The organism is Gammaproteobacteria bacterium (assembly GCA_029882975.1).
GTDB lineage: Bacteria > Pseudomonadota > Gammaproteobacteria > SZUA-152 > SZUA-152 > JAJDNG01.
Window position 1 is genome coordinate 32,159 of record JAOUJW010000018.1, and the last position, 16,468, is coordinate 48,626.

At 48.5% G+C, this 16,468-nt stretch carries 14 protein-coding genes and 1 tRNA gene; 6 read left to right on the plus strand and 9 right to left on the minus strand.

What is annotated here, in order from left to right; translation table 11 throughout:
* Positions 1-6: 6 nt before the first annotated feature.
* Entirely contained in the window at positions 7-2,949 is a 2,943-nt protein-coding gene (locus OEY58_13770; protein ID MDH5326520.1) for a PKD domain-containing protein, read from the minus strand.
* A 169-nt stretch (positions 2,950-3,118) separates the two neighbouring features.
* On the opposite strand from OEY58_13770, the gene OEY58_13775 reads away from it, so the two are divergent.
* The 3 genes from OEY58_13775 to OEY58_13785 all read left to right on the plus strand — a co-directional run bounded on the left by OEY58_13775 (position 3,119) and on the right by OEY58_13785 (position 5,014).
* A complete protein-coding gene (locus OEY58_13775; GenBank protein ID MDH5326521.1) occupies positions 3,119-4,054 on the plus strand; it encodes a DUF6279 family lipoprotein in 936 nt (311 codons plus the stop codon).
* Positions 4,055-4,154: 100 nt separating this feature from the next.
* On the plus strand, positions 4,155-4,454 hold the full coding sequence (locus OEY58_13780; protein ID MDH5326522.1) for a hypothetical protein: 300 nt from the start codon (positions 4,155-4,157) through the stop codon (positions 4,452-4,454).
* Positions 4,451-5,014, plus strand: coding sequence for an NUDIX hydrolase (locus OEY58_13785; protein ID MDH5326523.1), 564 nt, complete (start codon positions 4,451-4,453; stop codon positions 5,012-5,014). The genes OEY58_13780 and OEY58_13785 overlap by 4 nt, the downstream gene beginning before the upstream one ends.
* A gap of 153 nt (positions 5,015-5,167) precedes the next feature.
* On the opposite strand, the gene OEY58_13790 is transcribed toward OEY58_13785, so the two are convergent.
* The 3 genes from OEY58_13790 to queA all read right to left on the minus strand — a co-directional run bounded on the left by OEY58_13790 (position 5,168) and on the right by queA (position 8,727).
* Positions 5,168-6,523, minus strand: a complete 1,356-nt coding sequence (locus tag OEY58_13790) for a sodium:alanine symporter family protein (protein ID MDH5326524.1) — start codon at positions 6,521-6,523, stop codon at positions 5,168-5,170.
* A gap of 92 nt (positions 6,524-6,615) precedes the next feature.
* Positions 6,616-7,674, minus strand: a complete 1,059-nt coding sequence (locus tag OEY58_13795) for a hypothetical protein (GenBank protein ID MDH5326525.1) — start codon at positions 7,672-7,674, stop codon at positions 6,616-6,618.
* On the minus strand, positions 7,675-8,727 hold the full coding sequence (queA, locus tag OEY58_13800; GenBank protein MDH5326526.1) for a tRNA preQ1(34) S-adenosylmethionine ribosyltransferase-isomerase QueA: 1,053 nt from the start codon (positions 8,725-8,727) through the stop codon (positions 7,675-7,677).
* 76 nt (positions 8,728-8,803) lie between these two features.
* Here queA and OEY58_13805 point away from each other — a divergent pair.
* Positions 8,804-8,890: transfer RNA gene (locus OEY58_13805), tRNA-Leu, on the plus strand.
* 49 nt (positions 8,891-8,939) lie between these two features.
* Here OEY58_13805 and OEY58_13810 read toward each other — a convergent pair.
* Together OEY58_13810 and OEY58_13815 are read right to left on the minus strand one after the other, a co-directional pair.
* Positions 8,940-9,671, minus strand: coding sequence for a general secretion pathway protein GspB (locus OEY58_13810; GenBank protein MDH5326527.1), 732 nt, complete (start codon positions 9,669-9,671; stop codon positions 8,940-8,942).
* Between the two features lie 12 nt (positions 9,672-9,683).
* Positions 9,684-11,393, minus strand: coding sequence for an AAA family ATPase (locus OEY58_13815; protein ID MDH5326528.1), 1,710 nt, complete (start codon positions 11,391-11,393; stop codon positions 9,684-9,686).
* A gap of 250 nt (positions 11,394-11,643) precedes the next feature.
* Between OEY58_13815 and OEY58_13820 the strand changes: the two genes are divergently transcribed.
* Together OEY58_13820 and OEY58_13825 are read left to right on the plus strand one after the other, a co-directional pair.
* Positions 11,644-12,075, plus strand: coding sequence for a PilZ domain-containing protein (locus OEY58_13820; GenBank protein ID MDH5326529.1), 432 nt, complete (start codon positions 11,644-11,646; stop codon positions 12,073-12,075).
* Positions 12,076-12,144: 69 nt separating this feature from the next.
* Positions 12,145-12,471 carry a S24 family peptidase gene (locus tag OEY58_13825; GenBank protein MDH5326530.1) on the plus strand — a complete coding sequence of 109 codons (327 nt, stop codon included), beginning with the start codon at positions 12,145-12,147 and terminating at the stop codon, positions 12,469-12,471.
* Positions 12,472-12,485: 14 nt separating this feature from the next.
* Here OEY58_13825 and OEY58_13830 read toward each other — a convergent pair whose 3' ends face one another.
* The 3 genes from OEY58_13830 to glgC form a co-directional block, all read right to left on the minus strand.
* Positions 12,486-14,480 (minus strand): hypothetical protein, encoded by a 1,995-nt coding sequence (locus OEY58_13830; protein MDH5326531.1) that lies wholly within the window; start codon positions 14,478-14,480, stop codon positions 12,486-12,488.
* The gene (locus tag OEY58_13835; protein ID MDH5326532.1) at positions 14,480-14,941 is read right to left on the minus strand and encodes an RNA polymerase sigma factor; all 462 of its coding nucleotides are present in this window, start codon (positions 14,939-14,941) and stop codon (positions 14,480-14,482) included. Before OEY58_13835 ends, OEY58_13830 begins: the two co-directional genes overlap by 1 nt.
* 229 nt (positions 14,942-15,170) lie before the next feature.
* Positions 15,171-16,409 (minus strand): glucose-1-phosphate adenylyltransferase, encoded by a 1,239-nt coding sequence (gene glgC, locus OEY58_13840; protein ID MDH5326533.1) that lies wholly within the window; start codon positions 16,407-16,409, stop codon positions 15,171-15,173.
* Between the last annotated feature and the right edge of the window lie 59 nt (positions 16,410-16,468).

Consider the following 16,468-nt stretch of genomic DNA (forward strand, 5'->3'; position numbering starts at 1 on the left):
AAAGCTTTAACCAAGACCACCATCTTTCTCGGATAACGCCCGTTCACTATCGCTCCGCTTGTGATCCCGGTCACTGTCACGGTCGTGGTCCTCGTCATGACGATTAGAGTCCTCATTATCATCTGCATGGGTTCGCATCAGGCGATATTGCCACACCCGCTCACAATTCTCGTAACGATGTTTATTGTCAATTTCCTCATCAGTCTCATGAGCGGAATCGTCGTGGTCGGACTCGCCCTTCTTCTTTTTATCGTGGCGGTGTTCGCGGTTGGAGCACGCGCAAGACTTCGATTTTTTCGAACCGGTAAATGACTGCACCTCTGTATACTGCGTGGACGAGTTGGACGAGTCGTTATGATCATCAGAATCGTCTTTGCGCTCCTCCCTACAAGGTGAACACAAGCTTATCTCCCGAACTGAAATCAGCTCCGACCCCCACTGCCGCCCAAAATCCACAGTTATCTCCACCCCATTGCCCGGGTCGAACAAACCAAGATCCAGATTGGATCGTCGCAATCGTAAGTTTCCCGTATTCAGATCCAACTGCAATCGGGTACTTCCATCCTTGTACACATATACTGTTTCGCTTACGGATTGAAAACTGGCCAGTGGTTGCGAAAAAATCAATATCCCATCCACATGCACTTGCACCACGCTATCCGCTGCCAACGGGTTTTCCAGTGAAAATTGAGCCACCCATTTGATTTTTCCACTGTCGGATTCCACGCGTAAGAAACCCGTTTGCAGGGTGATTTGTTGCCTTGCCGAAGTAACCGTAATGGTGATGGAACCGGTGATGCTGTTGCGCCCGTCACTAATGGTAACCCGAGCCTCGTACGTCCCCTCAAACTCATAGGTATGCACAGGATCCATCTCAGTGGACGTACCGCCGTCTCCAAAATCCCAAAGATAGTGAATACTGTCTCTAGGGGGATAGGGACTGTTCGCAAAAAACTGTACCGTCAAAGGCGCTGCCCCTGTCGTTACATCGGCGCCGGGAGCAAAAGCCGCCGCTTCAACCTGAACCGTGACACTGGCGGTATCCCTATTCCCCAAAGCATCCGTCACTGCCACGCTCACTGTGTAAGTACCTGGCCTGGTAAAAGTGTGGGATACCTGCGCTTGATCTGCGGAGTTACTCCCATTGGCCGGATCGGAAAAATCCCAGGAATAACTCAAACGGGAACCCTCCGGATCACTGCTGCCTTGTGCCGAAAAAACCACGGTTAAAGGACTGGATCCTGATATCACGTTGGCGCTGATCACCGCATTGGGAGGTAGATTTTCGTTGGCGGTAATAATGACCTGATCGCCGCTTTGATCCAAACCATCACTGACGTTTAAAGAGATAATATACTCACCGGAAACATCGGCTAAAAAAGTCGGCGTTGCAGTCGAAGCATCCAGCAAGGCGGCCGAACTTCCAGTTGGTACCGAATCCAGAGTCCATTGGAATTGCAACGGGCCGGTGTTATCCGGATCCGAGGAAGTGGAACCGTCTAACTGCACCGTTTCCCCCACATAAACGCTACGATCCGCACCAGCCGCCGCCACAGGTAATTGATTTGCATCGATCATGATGCGCAAGAAGATATCCCATACTCCGTTATTATCGTCACTGACCAGATTCTCCGCTTCGGAACCGAATACAACATAGTTTCCACCGGCGGAAATAGCCGGCTCGAAACTGCTGAAGTCACCGGCAATAGATTGATCGTTCATGCTGACCAAAGACGTACTGGCATTGATGCGGTCTCTCAGAAATATGTCCCATGTAAGAGGATTCTTTCCTGTCTCCAAAGCGGCAGCGGTATAAAACACAACATAACGACCATCGGCACTGACGTCCGGGCGTCCCAAAGTGTAATTAGCGGCTTGTGCACCGCTACTGCTGACGGAAACACGTTCCAACTGTTGCGTGTCGATTGGATAAGCAAAAACATCGCGAAAGCCGTTAGTGTCTCCATCCACCAAATTCGTGGCATTGGACTGAAACAAAACCACCGACCCGTCGGCACTGAGAGACGGGGTGGTACTACCGCCATTTGCCTGCCCTGCTACCGGGTCACTGATTCGAACCAAGGTACCGGTTTGCAGATTTTTCATGTAAATATCTTCCACGCCATTACTATCACCGCTGAGAAGATTATCCGACGCCGAATCGAAAACCACCAAGGTGCCCGCCGCATTGATAGACGCGTGGGTACTGCTACCGTTTCCGGGTATACCATTACTCGCGCTGATTAATTGTGTTTCACCACTGCTGCGATGATATAAATACACTTGCTCTATCCCTGACAAACTTTGTCCGTCAATCAGGTTGGTAGCCACCGATTGATACACAATAAAATCGCCCGTGGCACTGATCATGGGGACTGTGTTTTTGCCATCTGCCTCTACACCGGTGGAAGATACGCTGATTCGGGTCAATTGCTGTTGCAATAAATCAAAAAGAAAGACATCCGCCGTCTCATTGGTATCATCCGGCACCAGGTTATTGGCATCGGAACTGAAAACCACAAAACGACCGTTATCACTTATGGCTGGAAAGTAACTGTTGCCATTGGCCTCAGCAGACATTCCCTGACTCAAACGGGTTGTGGTTCCGGTAAGCCGGTCGCGCAGGAAAATATCCCAAACCGCGTTATTGTCCTCGGGAACTAGATTATTAGCGATGGAGTCAAAGACGATGAAACGACCGTCCGCACTAATATCCGAACTGATGCTATTGTTATTAGCTTGGCTTAAATCGGTATGGATGGAAACTCGTTCCGTGATGCCGGCCAGATCCCCTGCTACAGCGGCCGAGAAAGTTTGCTGGGCGCGAAGTGGAGTGTTCGCCTGCTCGCTACAGGAAACCAATAGTATAAAAACCAGGAAACTCCATGCATATGGCAACACCAGTGCCGCAGATAAGTTCCAATTCCTATTTTTCACAGAACGTTTCACAGGATGCCCCCAAACTGTGGTTTCAGGGTTTCAGTATAGCCTGCTTCAGACTCGGTTCACAAATAGAGGATCATACAGGCCGCCAATGGGTGATCCGGCATTGGATGTGCAATATAATACAGCTTTACCCACTGCGGATACGAACCCACTGCAATATCGGGACCAGTAAATGCTAAATATTTATTCGTTTATTATCAATTGGTTAAAAAATGTTCTCAATTTGCAGCGCAGTCAATGCGTAAGCACACCTTTGCCTGTAACCTCTAACAGCGTTAAAGGCTTCGTAGTCAGCATGGCCTTGGTTTTGGCGTTAACGGCCTGCTCCACCCAAACCAGCTATAAATATCTGGATTGGATAATACCGTGGTATTTAAGTGATCTGGTCACTTTGGACCAGGATCAATCCGATCTACTCAACGCCTATATACAAACCAATTTGAGCTGGCATAAACAAACCCAGATTCCCCGTTATATCGATACCCTTACTCAGATCAGGGAGGAACTGGATAATCTGGATGGACGAAGAATCCAGCAAATAATTGACGCTTACGAACAATACTGGACACATATTGTGGCGAAAACCACGCCCCATATCACTCGTTTGTTACAAAGCGCCTCGGAAGAGCAATTGCAGGAGTTATTCAGTAATCTGGTGCAACAAAATAATAGTTTACGGGAACAATATGTACTGCCCAGTGTGCGCCAACAAGCTCGATTGCGCAGCCACCAGTTCGCGGATCAAGCCCGTTATTGGGTGGGCGAATTGACTGCCTCACAACAACGAGCCATTGAAAAATGGAGTTTGCGTTTGCGCCCTGCCAATCAATTGTGGATACAACACCGATTGCACTGGCAGGAAAACTTCCGAGTTGCGCTGAGTGCTCGCGATGATCCGGAATATTTTGGATCCATTATGCAAGAATTATTGATTTCCCCAGACAGATACTGGACGGAAAAATACGCCACCGTACAACGAATTAACGAGCAACAAACCATTCAATTAATCTTGTATTTGGTACGGGATTTAACCGAATCACAACGAGATTTTTTGGTACAGCGAATCGATGAAATATTGGCACAATTAAAAGAAATTTATTATTCCTAGAACGCGGGGAGGTATATCAGTACCATCACAGCATCAAGAGATGGGAATTTACGCTTTTTGCGTTATTATATCCATACTGTCCGCCAATATAGGGGCTGATATGCTAACAATGAAAAAGAAAATCCAATGGTTTGTGTTGCTGGGCTTACTACTCGGCAGTATGAATACTATGGCCGATGTATTGTCCATCCCGGACGCAGACTCCGATCCTTCTGTGGTGTTACCTGATCGAGGGATGAGCATGGATGAGGTGACCGCAAAATTTGGAGAACCTCTGCAAGTCATCGACGCTATCGGTAAGCCGCCCATAACCCGATGGATGTATGATCAGTTTACGGTTCATTTTGAATACCAGTACGTGATTCACGCATTTAAAAAACGCAAGACCGCCCAAGAATGAAATTTTGCAGTGATTGTGGCGCAGACGTGAGCTTTAAAGTTCCGGATGGCGATAATCTGCCCCGCTATATTTGCCAAAATTGCGGTCTTATCCATTACCAAAACCCGAAAATTGTCACCGGCTGTATTCCCGAATGGGAAGACAAAATTTTATTGTGCAAACGCGCTATAGAACCACGCTACGGTCTCTGGACCTTGCCGGCCGGTTTTATGGAAAACCAGGAAAGTACCGATGCCGCGGCTGCCAGGGAAACACTGGAAGAAGCCAATGCCCGAGTGCTGCGGTTACGCTTATATGCTGTCTACAATATCCCGCGTATCGACCAAGTGTACATTCTGTTTCGCGGTCAACTGCAAGACCTGGACTTCAGTCCAGGTAGCGAAAGCCTGGACACCCGGTTATTCACACACGACCAAATACCCTGGGATGAATTGGCGTTTCCCGTAATGACGGAAACCTTGAAACGCTATTACCAAGACCGCGACTCCGGAAGTTTAACCAATTTGAATGGCGGTAGTACCGGCCATACACATTTTGGCAGTATTTTGGATTTGCGGTAGTTGCCCCAACTCTTTCGCCTCAACGGTGGGGGGCATTTGGGGAATACCCAATGCCCCCGTTCTGTTCGGCTCATTGCAACTCGAAAAAACAACGGTGCTTCGTTGTATTTTTAGGCGGCGCGAGATACCGGCTGTGGTGTGACGGTGGAGGCTTTAATCCTTCTGGTGCTTTTCGTCCGCAAAGTATTCCTGGGTCAGAGTAAATATGACCGGGCTGAGTAGCAACAGCGCTATTAAGTTGGGAATGGCCATCAAAGCGTTCAAGGTATCCGCAATTAACCACAAGGGCTTTATTTCGGCTAAAGCACCCACGGGAACCGCAAACACCCACAACAGTCGAAACGGCATGACGGATTTTGGCCCAAACAGAAATTGCACACAGCGCTCGCCGTAATAGCTCCAGCCCAACAAGGTAGTAAAGGCAAACAAGGCCATACCCAATGCCACAATAGTACCACCACCGGCAAACGGTAAAGTCGCTTGGAACGCCGCGGATGATAGCGGTGCCCCGGACTGCCCTCCGGTCCACAAACCACTGATGATGATCACCAAGCCGGTAATAGTACAAATGATAATGGTGTCTATAAAGGTTCCCAACATAGCAATGGTACCCTGACGCACCGGATTATCGGTTTTGGCAGCAGCGTGCGCAATAGGCGCACTGCCTAATCCCGCCTCGTTGGAAAATACGCCTCTAGCCACGCCTTGTTGTATGGCCAACCAGATGGCTGCGCCGGCAAAGCCGCCCTGAGCCGCTGTACCGGTAAACGCACTTTGAAAAATCAAGGCTAACGCACCGGGAATTTTGTCCGCGTTAAAGACCAACACCACTAAACCGGCCGTCAAATAGGCAATTGCCATGAAAGGGACTAATTTACCCGCCACCTCGGCAATGCGGTTGATTCCGCCTATCAACACCAAACTGACCAATACCATAAGTACCAGCCCGGTGTATGCCGGCGCGATACCAAAGTTGGCGTTCATGGCTTCGGCAACCGAATGCGCTTGGATAGTATTGCCGATTCCAAACCCGGCGATAGCACCAAAAACGGCAAAACACACTCCTAACCAGAGCCATTTTTCTCCCAGGCCGTTCTTGATGTAATACATCGGTCCACCCACGTGTTTACCATTTTCATCCACATCACGAAAACGAACCGCGCAGACGGCCTCGGCGTATTTGGTCGCCATCCCCACCAAGGCGGTACACCACATCCAAAACAGAGCACCCGGTCCACCCACGAAGACCGCTACCCCAACCCCGGCAATATTTCCGGTTCCGATTGTTGCCGACAATGATGTCATCAGAGCATTAAACGCACTGATGTCCCCTTCTCCAGCGGCAGTACGACCGCGCCATAACATGCGAAAGCCATAACCGAGGCGAAAAATGGGCATGAAACGCAAACCCACCATTAGAAAGAAACCTGTGCCCAAAATGAGCACCAGCATGGGAACACCCCAGACGATGCCGTTGACCTTATTCACTGCTTCCAGAATCATGTCCATTAGATCAGTGCCTCATATTGCTTGTTGTTTTTGATTACCGCATTTGGAATAACTGCATCGTCTCTAAACACCGCCCTAGTTTAGCCGAATTATCAAAAGCTTGTCATGTATTCATACCAAAGCCGGCGCCGTCGCGGAAGAATCCGCTGCCACCGTTTGGGTTTGCAATGATATTCCTGTCCCGCAGCGGTCCACAAACACACACTGGCGATGGCTCCTTTTTGTACAGCGTGATCCACACCGCAGAACCACTGCTCGTCATATTGCTGCAGTAAGCCCCCCCAATTTGACAGGCTCGCCCCATTCAGTGACGGCAGTGCGGGCAACACCAATAAATGTCGACCGGCGTTTATGGAGCAAGGCTGCTGTAATTGTTGTAGCCATGACTGTGCCTGTTGCAAGGATGCCAAGGGGGTATCTGTTAGCGTCGCCAGACCCTGCAGTAAAGCGTGGTCGCCATAAACCTGTGTCCACGATGACTGCAATGACGGACCCGCCCCCAAAATACCCTGCGCCCACAACCACACACCGTTACAGGGATAACTATCTGCCTGTCGCGGTTCAAGTAACAATTGCTGATGCATGAGCATTTGCATTTCAGTCATCACCGAACGCCAGTAAGCACCATCCGGCCCTTGAGGCATACACTGGTTCAAATCCGCTCCCATAGCCTGCCCTAACGCCGTCGTTTGCACATCATATACCTGCTTGGATTGAATATACCAAGCACCGGACTGGCCTCGAAGAAGCTGCCACGGTTCGTTCGCATAGAGTTGATTCATTGTTCCAAACAGGGTTTGGCTTTGTGTTTGAGAGAGTTCCTTTCCCGGCAATAAAACCAAACGATCCCGATCCGCCAACATATGCACCGGTGTCAGTTTCATATACCAGGCATCCTTTGAGTAGGCCTGAGGCAACTCTCCCCGAACTTCCAACGCAGCCAGCGGACAATCCATGGATGCAGGCCAGGCAAACCAATTAAGTAGTTGTTGCTCCAGGGAGTGTTGCCCACGGTGTCGGCGGGAAATACTGAGTAAATGACTTAAACCCGGACAATCAGGCACAGCCGTCCCCAGGACTTGTTGCGCCTCCGGACTCAACCCGGCTAAGCCGGGTAAAACCAAGGTCAGATGAATTTTCTGAGATAGCACCTATTGTCCCTGCTGTACCTGGCGTGTTACCCACATGGCATCACCATAACTGAAAAACCGGTAATTTTGTTGTACCGCATGCTGGTAGGCGTTCATGGTGTGTTCATAGCCGGCAAAGGCGCACACCAGCATCAGTAATGTGGATTCGGGCAGATGAAAATTGGTAATCATGGCATCCACTGTATTGAACCGAAAACCCGGCTTAATAAATATATCCGTATCGCCCTCATAGGGCTGTATCGCGCCACTGCGCGAAGCCGATTCCAAGCAACGCACGGACGTAGTCCCCACGGCAATCACTCGACCACCGGCAGTGCGCACTGAACGAACCCGATCACATACCGCCGGGGAAACCATCATGTATTCGGAGTGCATTTTATGCTTATCCAAGTGATCCACGCGCACCGGCTGAAACGTTCCCGCTCCAACATGTAAGGTCACAAACGCCTGTTGAATCCCCTTGTCTTTCAAGGTTTGCAGCGTCACCTCATCAAAATGCAACCCGGCGGTTGGGGCAGCCACCGCACCTTTGTTTTTCGCGTAGACCGTTTGATATCGGCTTTTATCATCGCCCTCATCGGCCCGTTTAATATAGGGCGGTAAAGGCATATGACCGTGAGCTTCAAGTAAATCGATGACACTGCGCTGTCCCATACCGTGATCTTGCATTTCAATATGAAACAATTCGCCTTGGCGATCCAAAACCTGAGCCTGGATACCGCCTTCCAATTGCAACACTGCACCGGCTTTGGGCGACTTGCTGGACCGAATGTGGGCCAGGCACTGGCTTCGGTTAACCACTCGCTCTACCAACAGCTCCACTTTGCCGCCGGTGGATTTTTGCCCGAATAATCGTGCGGGAATTACCTGTGTATCATTAAATACCAGCAAATCCCCGGGACGTAACAGATCCGCTAACTGTCTAAATTGGGAATCCTGCAACTGACCACTATCTCCGTCCAAGCACAACAAACGCGAGGCGGATCGATCAGGCATAGGGTATTGGGCGATTTGCTCCTCAGGTAGAGCAAAGTTGAAGTCACTACGTTGCATGGCGGCCAATAGTATCAAAATTCAGGCAATTACGCCTTGCTCTTGAGGTCACAACACTATACTATGGCGCCCTGATGCCGGGGTGGCGAAACTGGTAGACGCGCCAGACTCAAAATCTGGTGGTGGCAACACCGTGTCGGTTCGAGTCCGACCCTCGGTACCAATCTCAAAATAGTAATTTTTCTTTAAAATCAATGAGATTTTCAGTTTAATTACTTATTACTATTCCAGTCTTGCAACGCACCCAATTTAAAAGCGTGCCCTCGAAAGGCAAACACCGCACCCTCCACAGTAATTTTCTGCAAAACAAGATCACTGCCTATATTCTGCCCTTCCCGCATCTTACTGCCATTTATCATCACAGAACTTTGCTTGGCCACGCTGGAATACACATGACCTTCAAAACGAATAGCCGGAAGTTGTTCTCGAATGTGTTGTGGCAATTCCGCCGCATCAACAATGGCGCCCGAGTTTTCGAAAACCACCGAACCGGAATTGGTTTGCGGGTTTTGCGCCTGGCGTAGCTCCTCAGCAGATACATTGAGCGGTTGCTCAGAAAATACCACGTTGTCGTTTGTAGATGCAGATAGTGCGGAGGGTTTTGTCACCGGCTTTTTAATGGGTTTAACCGGTTCTTGACGAACTTGAGCAACGCTAGGGGCAATAGCCATCGGTTCTGTTGTTGAATTCGCTTCCGTCTCCGTGTCAGGCTCTGTTGTCTGAGCCGACAAGGTTTCGGGATCATCCGCGGGTGTCGGGCGAGACATTACCCAATAAACCACCCCCACATTAAGCAACAAAATGATTCCAATTACATAGGGCCATACGGGGTGTTTTTCACGGCGAGGCTCATAGGCATTGCTGTGTAATGCCTTAATATCCGGCATCTCCCCTTTGGCGCGTTCCTGTTCTGATTTTTTCAGAGCATCTAAAATGTACGACACTAGCAGACCCTCTTAAGCTTTTGGACCGTTATGGTTTTTATTGTTCCGGTTGTTCCAGCGGTTCTGCTTCGAAATCCGGTTTGAAAAATACTCCCTGACTGGATCGGTATGAGGTTGTGCCGATAAAGGTGATTCGCGAAGTTTTTTCTGAATCAACATAGGTACCTTTGCACCTGCAGCGGTGTTTAAATGAATAATGGTTTGCGCACCGGCAATACCGTCTGACACCAATCCTGCCTGAACCTGAAAATCCCTTAACCGTTGCACCAGATAATCACTATATGCTTGAGAACCTTTAGTGGTTGCTTGCCCGTCCACTTTGGATAACAGTTCCGCTAACCAAGCCACATTCTTACTACGGTCCCCTGGGGAAACCGCACCGGTGTATTCGTTGGGCGGTCGCCAAAACAAGGTGTAGTCACCAAACCAGCGTGACTCCACATCCGACAATTTCATCTCTATCCTATTGTCGTTAATATATAATATTGCAGACTGACTATCCAAAGCCGTCACAGCCACATAAATAGCTTGACCTTTTTGATTCACTAAGGTGAGTACAGCCGGACGGTTTAAATGGCGTAAACTACGAAGATTGCCGTTTTTCTGCAAACATTTCAAACCCACTTTTTCCGCATATTGGCAAATATCGGACCCATCAAAATCAAACTCATGCTGCCACTGCCGAAAGATAGCCTTGAATGAATAATACTTGCTGACCTCCACCGGCTGGCTATCCAACAATTTCAAACTATCGGCGGAAACCCGACTTAAGGAATCCTGCTGCAGTAAAGCCAAAATATCCGTCTTAAAGGCGAGCCCCATACTCACCACGGCCAATACCACCACCAGCACCGAAGCCAATTGTAGCCCTATATTTTTCGAATCTCCCTGAGATTGCCGCAGGCGACTGGAGCGAAAAACTTCCTTAGCCGCCCTGACCACTGTTTGGCTATCCACAGTCTTCTTATTGTGCACATACGCACCCAGCAGAGCACGGTCACACAACAAATTTATTTTCCTGGGAATGCCGGCAGTGTATTTATAAATTCGTTTTAACGCAGTAGTGGTAAATATGGGATCTCGCTCCCTGGCCCCCGCCACTCCCAAACGATGCTCCACATAATCGACGGTCTCTTTTTGGGACAATGGTACCAAGTGATACCGGGCGGTAATTCTCTGCTCCAATTGGCGTAACTCCGGCTGACTGAGAATATCCAGCAACTCCGGTTGACCCAACATGATGATCTGCATCAACTTACGTTGATTGGTTTCCAGGTTGGTCAGTAAGCGCAATTGCTCCAGAACATCAGGGGTAAGGTTCTGGGCCTCCTCAATGATGACGACGGTTTTACGGCCTTGAGCGTTGGTTTCCAACAAATATTCATTGATACAATCGATAAAGGTCTTGATGCTGGTATTGCCCGGCGGATACTTAATGTGCAATTCATCACATATAGTTGCCAACAGCTCGTCCGCCAGCAACTTCGGGTTAAGCACCAAAGCCACATTGGAATCAGCCGGTATTTGATCCAGCAAGCAACGGGATATGGTTGTCTTGCCTGTACCCACCTCGCCGGTTAACAGGATGAAACCACCGTCCGCACTTACCCCATAGACCAGGTGCGCCAAGGCTTCCCGGTGGCGTTCGCTCATAAAGAGAAAGCGAGGATTTGGCGCAATGGAAAACGGTGTTTCTTTTAACCCAAAATAATCGTCATACATAAGCTATGTCATTGTATAAATGCGCGTAAATTATAGTGCAATTCCCTCAGTTACGCATTGGCTTAAACTCTTTTAGCGCGCTATGTCAGTTGGAACTTGAGGACCGGATAAAGTTTCGCCGGCGCTTGAATAAATACTTCTAAGTTGTTGTTTTACTGTACAACCACCCCCAAACCCAAGAAGAAAATTCAATTACTCGTCCGCTCGGACGACAATATTCAGCGGGGGGATGAAAACTTGAGGAAAATTCATGAATAGATCCGATCCCATGCCGGCGCGAGTACGGTATCAGGAACGTTGGAACTTAATGTATTATTTGCGTGTTTTTGCCCAGCCTTCGGGCCAACTACTGGGTCATTTGGTGGATATCAGCACAGAAGGTGCCATGATCATCAGTGATAAACCCTTGGCGGTGCATAAAGACTTTATTTTGAGTATGGAATTACCCAACGCCCAAGGAAAAATTGAACCTGTGGTCATGAGCGCGAGTATCATCTGGAGTAAACTTGACGTCAATCCGTATTTTACCGATACAGGCATAAAACTCATCGAGCCATCTACGCAGGCAGTGGAATCACTGCACCGACTAATCAAAGAACTCAAATCCTACGAATATACGGGACAAAGAATCGAACCCCCGGAGCCCGCAGAACTCAATCTGTATTTACAATTACCGGAATAGTACAATCGTCGTCGCTGAGGAAACTTTGTCCCGCAGCAAACCGATTAACGTAAATTAGAAGGATATTACATGGCACTGCCCGGCTGTTCCGACACCACTGAACCGTTTGCCTTACGTGTGGTTGGCGACAGCATGTTGCCCGAATTCCACGACGGCCATATTATTATTGTGGACCCATCCCATCCATTGTGTGATGGTGCGTATGCTGTTCTGGAGTATGAAGGCGAAGTACTGTTTGGACTGTACTCCCGACAAAATTCGCAACACACACTCAGGCACTTAAACAGCTCAGACGCCCCCGTCAGTCTCAATGGTCCCTTTGAGGTCAAAGGCGTGGTAGTGCAACGTTCCACCGGCCGGCGGCGAGACCTCAAACATTATGAGTACGAACCATGAGCCAACTCTTCAGATCAAAAATGGTACTGAATGATATCCGCCAAATGCCGGGTTTCCTTTAAACTTAAATCGCTGGCTACGGCGTAACTCAAGCCCTCATTCACGGAAAGACATACCGGAATTGCTTGGGATGTTTGCACGCATTGTTTTGATTTTGAACTCATCGTGGCGGCAGTAATAATCACACTGATTTTTTGCTTCTTACTGTTTTCGTAAATGGAATATAAGGCAAATTGTTCCTCCGTAGGCAGCAAGATGGAACCCACCCGTTTAAAACCGATCTCTGTCAAATCGTTACTTTGAAGATTTTTTCCGAGTCGCTTTGCCAGCCAAGAGATCAAATTTTGGTAACGTTGGCCCGCAGTTTCGATCAAAGAGCGATCGTTTTTGGCGTAAAACTGGTGGGCATTTAAAACCAGTCGTTCCAGTTGCAGGTTAGAACCTCCCGTTTTCATTTGATCCGCCCCACCACTGAGAATCCACCCCAAAATGAGTCCGGCTGCTGTAAAAGTAATGGCCGGTACCAACTGAGTTGCGCGAAGAGCTTGCCATAGATCAAGCGCAGCTTGACTAAAGCTCTTTCCTAACCACATCACCGCTTTACCGACGGAATCAAATATATTATTGCTATGATCAATAACTTCTGCATCGCGGTAGGCGCGCTCTTCCTGTCGCCGTCGAATATGCTCAGCTGCGACCGGCAATACGATACGCCGGGGCTCCAATAAAACAGCGTATGGGCTTTTCTCACCGGTGTTATCTGCCTTCGCACCTCTCTTCTGATCTTCGCGAACTACTTCCACCGGAATTTCCACCGGCTCTGTCGGTCCCAAAGGATCCTGCCGAGTACCGGGTGGTGCTTCGGCCTCAGCCTGTACTGCGGCCTCTGCCTGAACGGTCTCCACCGGAACTTCGGTCTCAGTCTCAGCCTGCACTTCGGTCTCAGTCTCAGCCTGCACTTCGGTCTCAGTTTCAGCCTGCACTTCGGTCTCAGTCTCAGCCTGTACTTCGGTCTCTTGAGCCCCAATCGTTATTTCGCTACCAAGCGGTGCCTCAAACTCCTGGGCATGAGCTTCATTCTTAACAGAATCATCATCCAGATCGATAACATTGTTGTCCGTTGGCGTGGAATTCGGATCTGCCGGCAACACCGATTCTGCAAACTGAATTTCTGCAGTCGCATCGGGTTGACCCAAAGCTTCTACGGTTTCAATGGCTTCCGGCAGCGGTCCTAATTCAATGATGGTGACTGTTTCAGGTTCGGAAACCGCGTCATGTTCCCCTACGTGTAACTCAGCCGGCGCTTGCTCAGAAGCTGCCGTTAGTTCCACGTTTGGAAAGACTTGCGATTCTATTGCTTCAGGTTTTTCCGTGTACGGAGGTTCTGGCGCAGCACTATTGCCCACAATATCCCCTGCCGGAACCACTACAGGAATTTCTTTTTTGTGTACTGGCATTTCATCTTTGATGACAGGCACTTCATCTTTTCGTACGTCAATGTGTGCATCGGTCTGCGCGGATTTGGGTCCCGTGTGACTGGCCGGGGCTGGAGGTGCTGTTAAATTCAGTGGTGCGGGTTCATCATTTTCGGCTTCTTTCCCCTTCCACACGTTCTTTAGCTGCTCTAAATATGCGTTTGGTAACCAACGAGAACTGTAATAGGACATCGACTCTCTCAGTGAATACCACCACTCCATTCCCGCAGTGCTTTCCAGGGAAAACAGATTGCGCGAACGTGACAATGAATTACCTGTATGAGATTGCAAATACCCCGATGCTTTACCACTGTACAACGCATCCAATATATGATCCGGTATCTTCTCTTCAATTAAATAATCGAACCGCTTGTGAAGTTTGTCGTTAATGAGTAAATAATCGCGGATTTCCTCCGAACGTCCAGGCTCGCGAACGAACCGTTCTTCAACATTAATGGCCTGGGATTCGGTTAATTGTGCGTCAGTGTATGCGTGAACTTCAGCAACAGATATGGGCTTGTTTGTGGTTTCCATTAGACGGCTTCCGATGTAGCGGGAACCAATTGATTCTTTTTCATCTGTGCCCGCAAAGATACACGAGCGCCGTGAATATGATTGAGTAGTTCACCTAGGGAAATGTTTAATATGGTAGCAACATCTTTATAACCAAACCCTTCCAATGCAACCAAGAGAAATACTTGGGCCTGCAATGGCGTAAGTTGGTTCAGGTTTAATTGTGCGGCATCGGTGTGTTGCGAAAAAGACCGGCGCTGTTGCTTACTGTTAATCAAATCGTTGTGCAAATTATGAAAAACACCAAACACCCAGGCTTTAGCAGCCCCGTCCTCTTGCTGTTCCCACAAATAGGTCATGTCGGTGAGACAAGCAATACACTCAAACACCATGTCGTCAGCCAACTGCGCATCACTGACGAGCGCGTGCGCGTATCGACGCAAATATGGCAATGTATTCTCAATGGATTTTTTTACATCCAAGATGGTGACCCCTTAGCTGCGATGAAGTCCCTGATAGCCCCGTCAATATTTTCCCTTTGTAATCAAACCCCCGCCTTATTCCTGGGCCTATGTAGGCAAAACGGAAACTCCTGCAGCGAGTATGGGCTAAAACAGAGCAGATAGTTTTAGTTAGTTGGTTGTAAGCGTATATTTACAAGATGGGCTTTGCAACAAAAAACTGATTTTATTATAACGGTTAGAGATATAATCAAGGGATCGTTATCTCATTTATAAATTTGTGATTTTTTGCGATCACATTGATTCCCTGGGGCGACTGAATATAACATTTTCGGTCCGCCTCCAAATCGTACCCCACTACGGTGCCATCGGGTATATTCACATACTTGTCCACAATACAGTTTTTTATTCGGCAGCCTTTACCCACTTTGACCCCATCGAACAACAAACTGTTCTCTATAAAAGAATCCTCATCCACAAATACGTTGTTGAACAAAATACTGTTTTGCACACTGCCTCCGGTAATCACCGTTCCGCTCGACGAAATGGAATTGATGCAGATACCTTCAGTCCCAAAGCTCCCCGGTGCCGTCCTTGCCGGCGGATATTGACCGGCGTAGGTCCGTACATGCCAATCACTTTGATACAAATCGACAGGGGGCAACGGTTTTAGCAAATCCATATTAGCTGCATAATAACTATCAATGGTGCCCACATCACGCCAATAACGATCCTGGGATACCCGGCCGTCGCTACCACCGAATTCGTAACCGTAGACCTGCCCTCCTTCCAATAAATGAGGGATGATGTCACTACCGAAATCATGCGAGCTATCATCAAGTCCATGATCACGACGCAGAACATCGAGGAGGAGCGACGTGGAAAATACATAAATCCCCATGGACACAGACGCCATACCGGGTTCTGTTGGGTGTGCTTGGGGCTGCTCCGGTTTCTCGGCAAAATGATTAATTCTTTTTTGCTCATCCAAACTTAATACACCAAAAGCACCGGCTTCATCGATAGGTACCGTCATGCATGCTACCGTCAAACCCGCACCGCTGTCTCTGTGAAACTTCAACATCGGTTCATAATCCATACGATAAATATGATCCCCCGCAAGAATCAAAACCCACTGTGCCCCACTACGTTCTATCAGATACAGATTTTGATAAATGGCATCTGCTGTTCCTTCGTACCAATTCTCACCGGTACGCATTTGTGGCGGTACCGTTGTAATGTATTCACCCAACTCCGGATTAAAAATAGACCACCCATTACGCAAATGCTTTTGTAGAGAATGAGATTTATACTGGGTTAGGACTAAAATCCGTCGTAGTCCGGAATGGAGACAGTTGCTCAAAGCAAAGTCTATAATGCGATATTTACCGCCAAAGGGTACTGCGGGTTTGGCCCGATCCAAAGTTAATGGCGCTAAGCGAGTGCCGGTACCTCCGGCTAATACTACGGTAACCGTTTCATTTAACATGGGCAGCACAATCTATTATTGTTCAGAATATTGAAAGCGTTAGAGAGTATCATGCACGC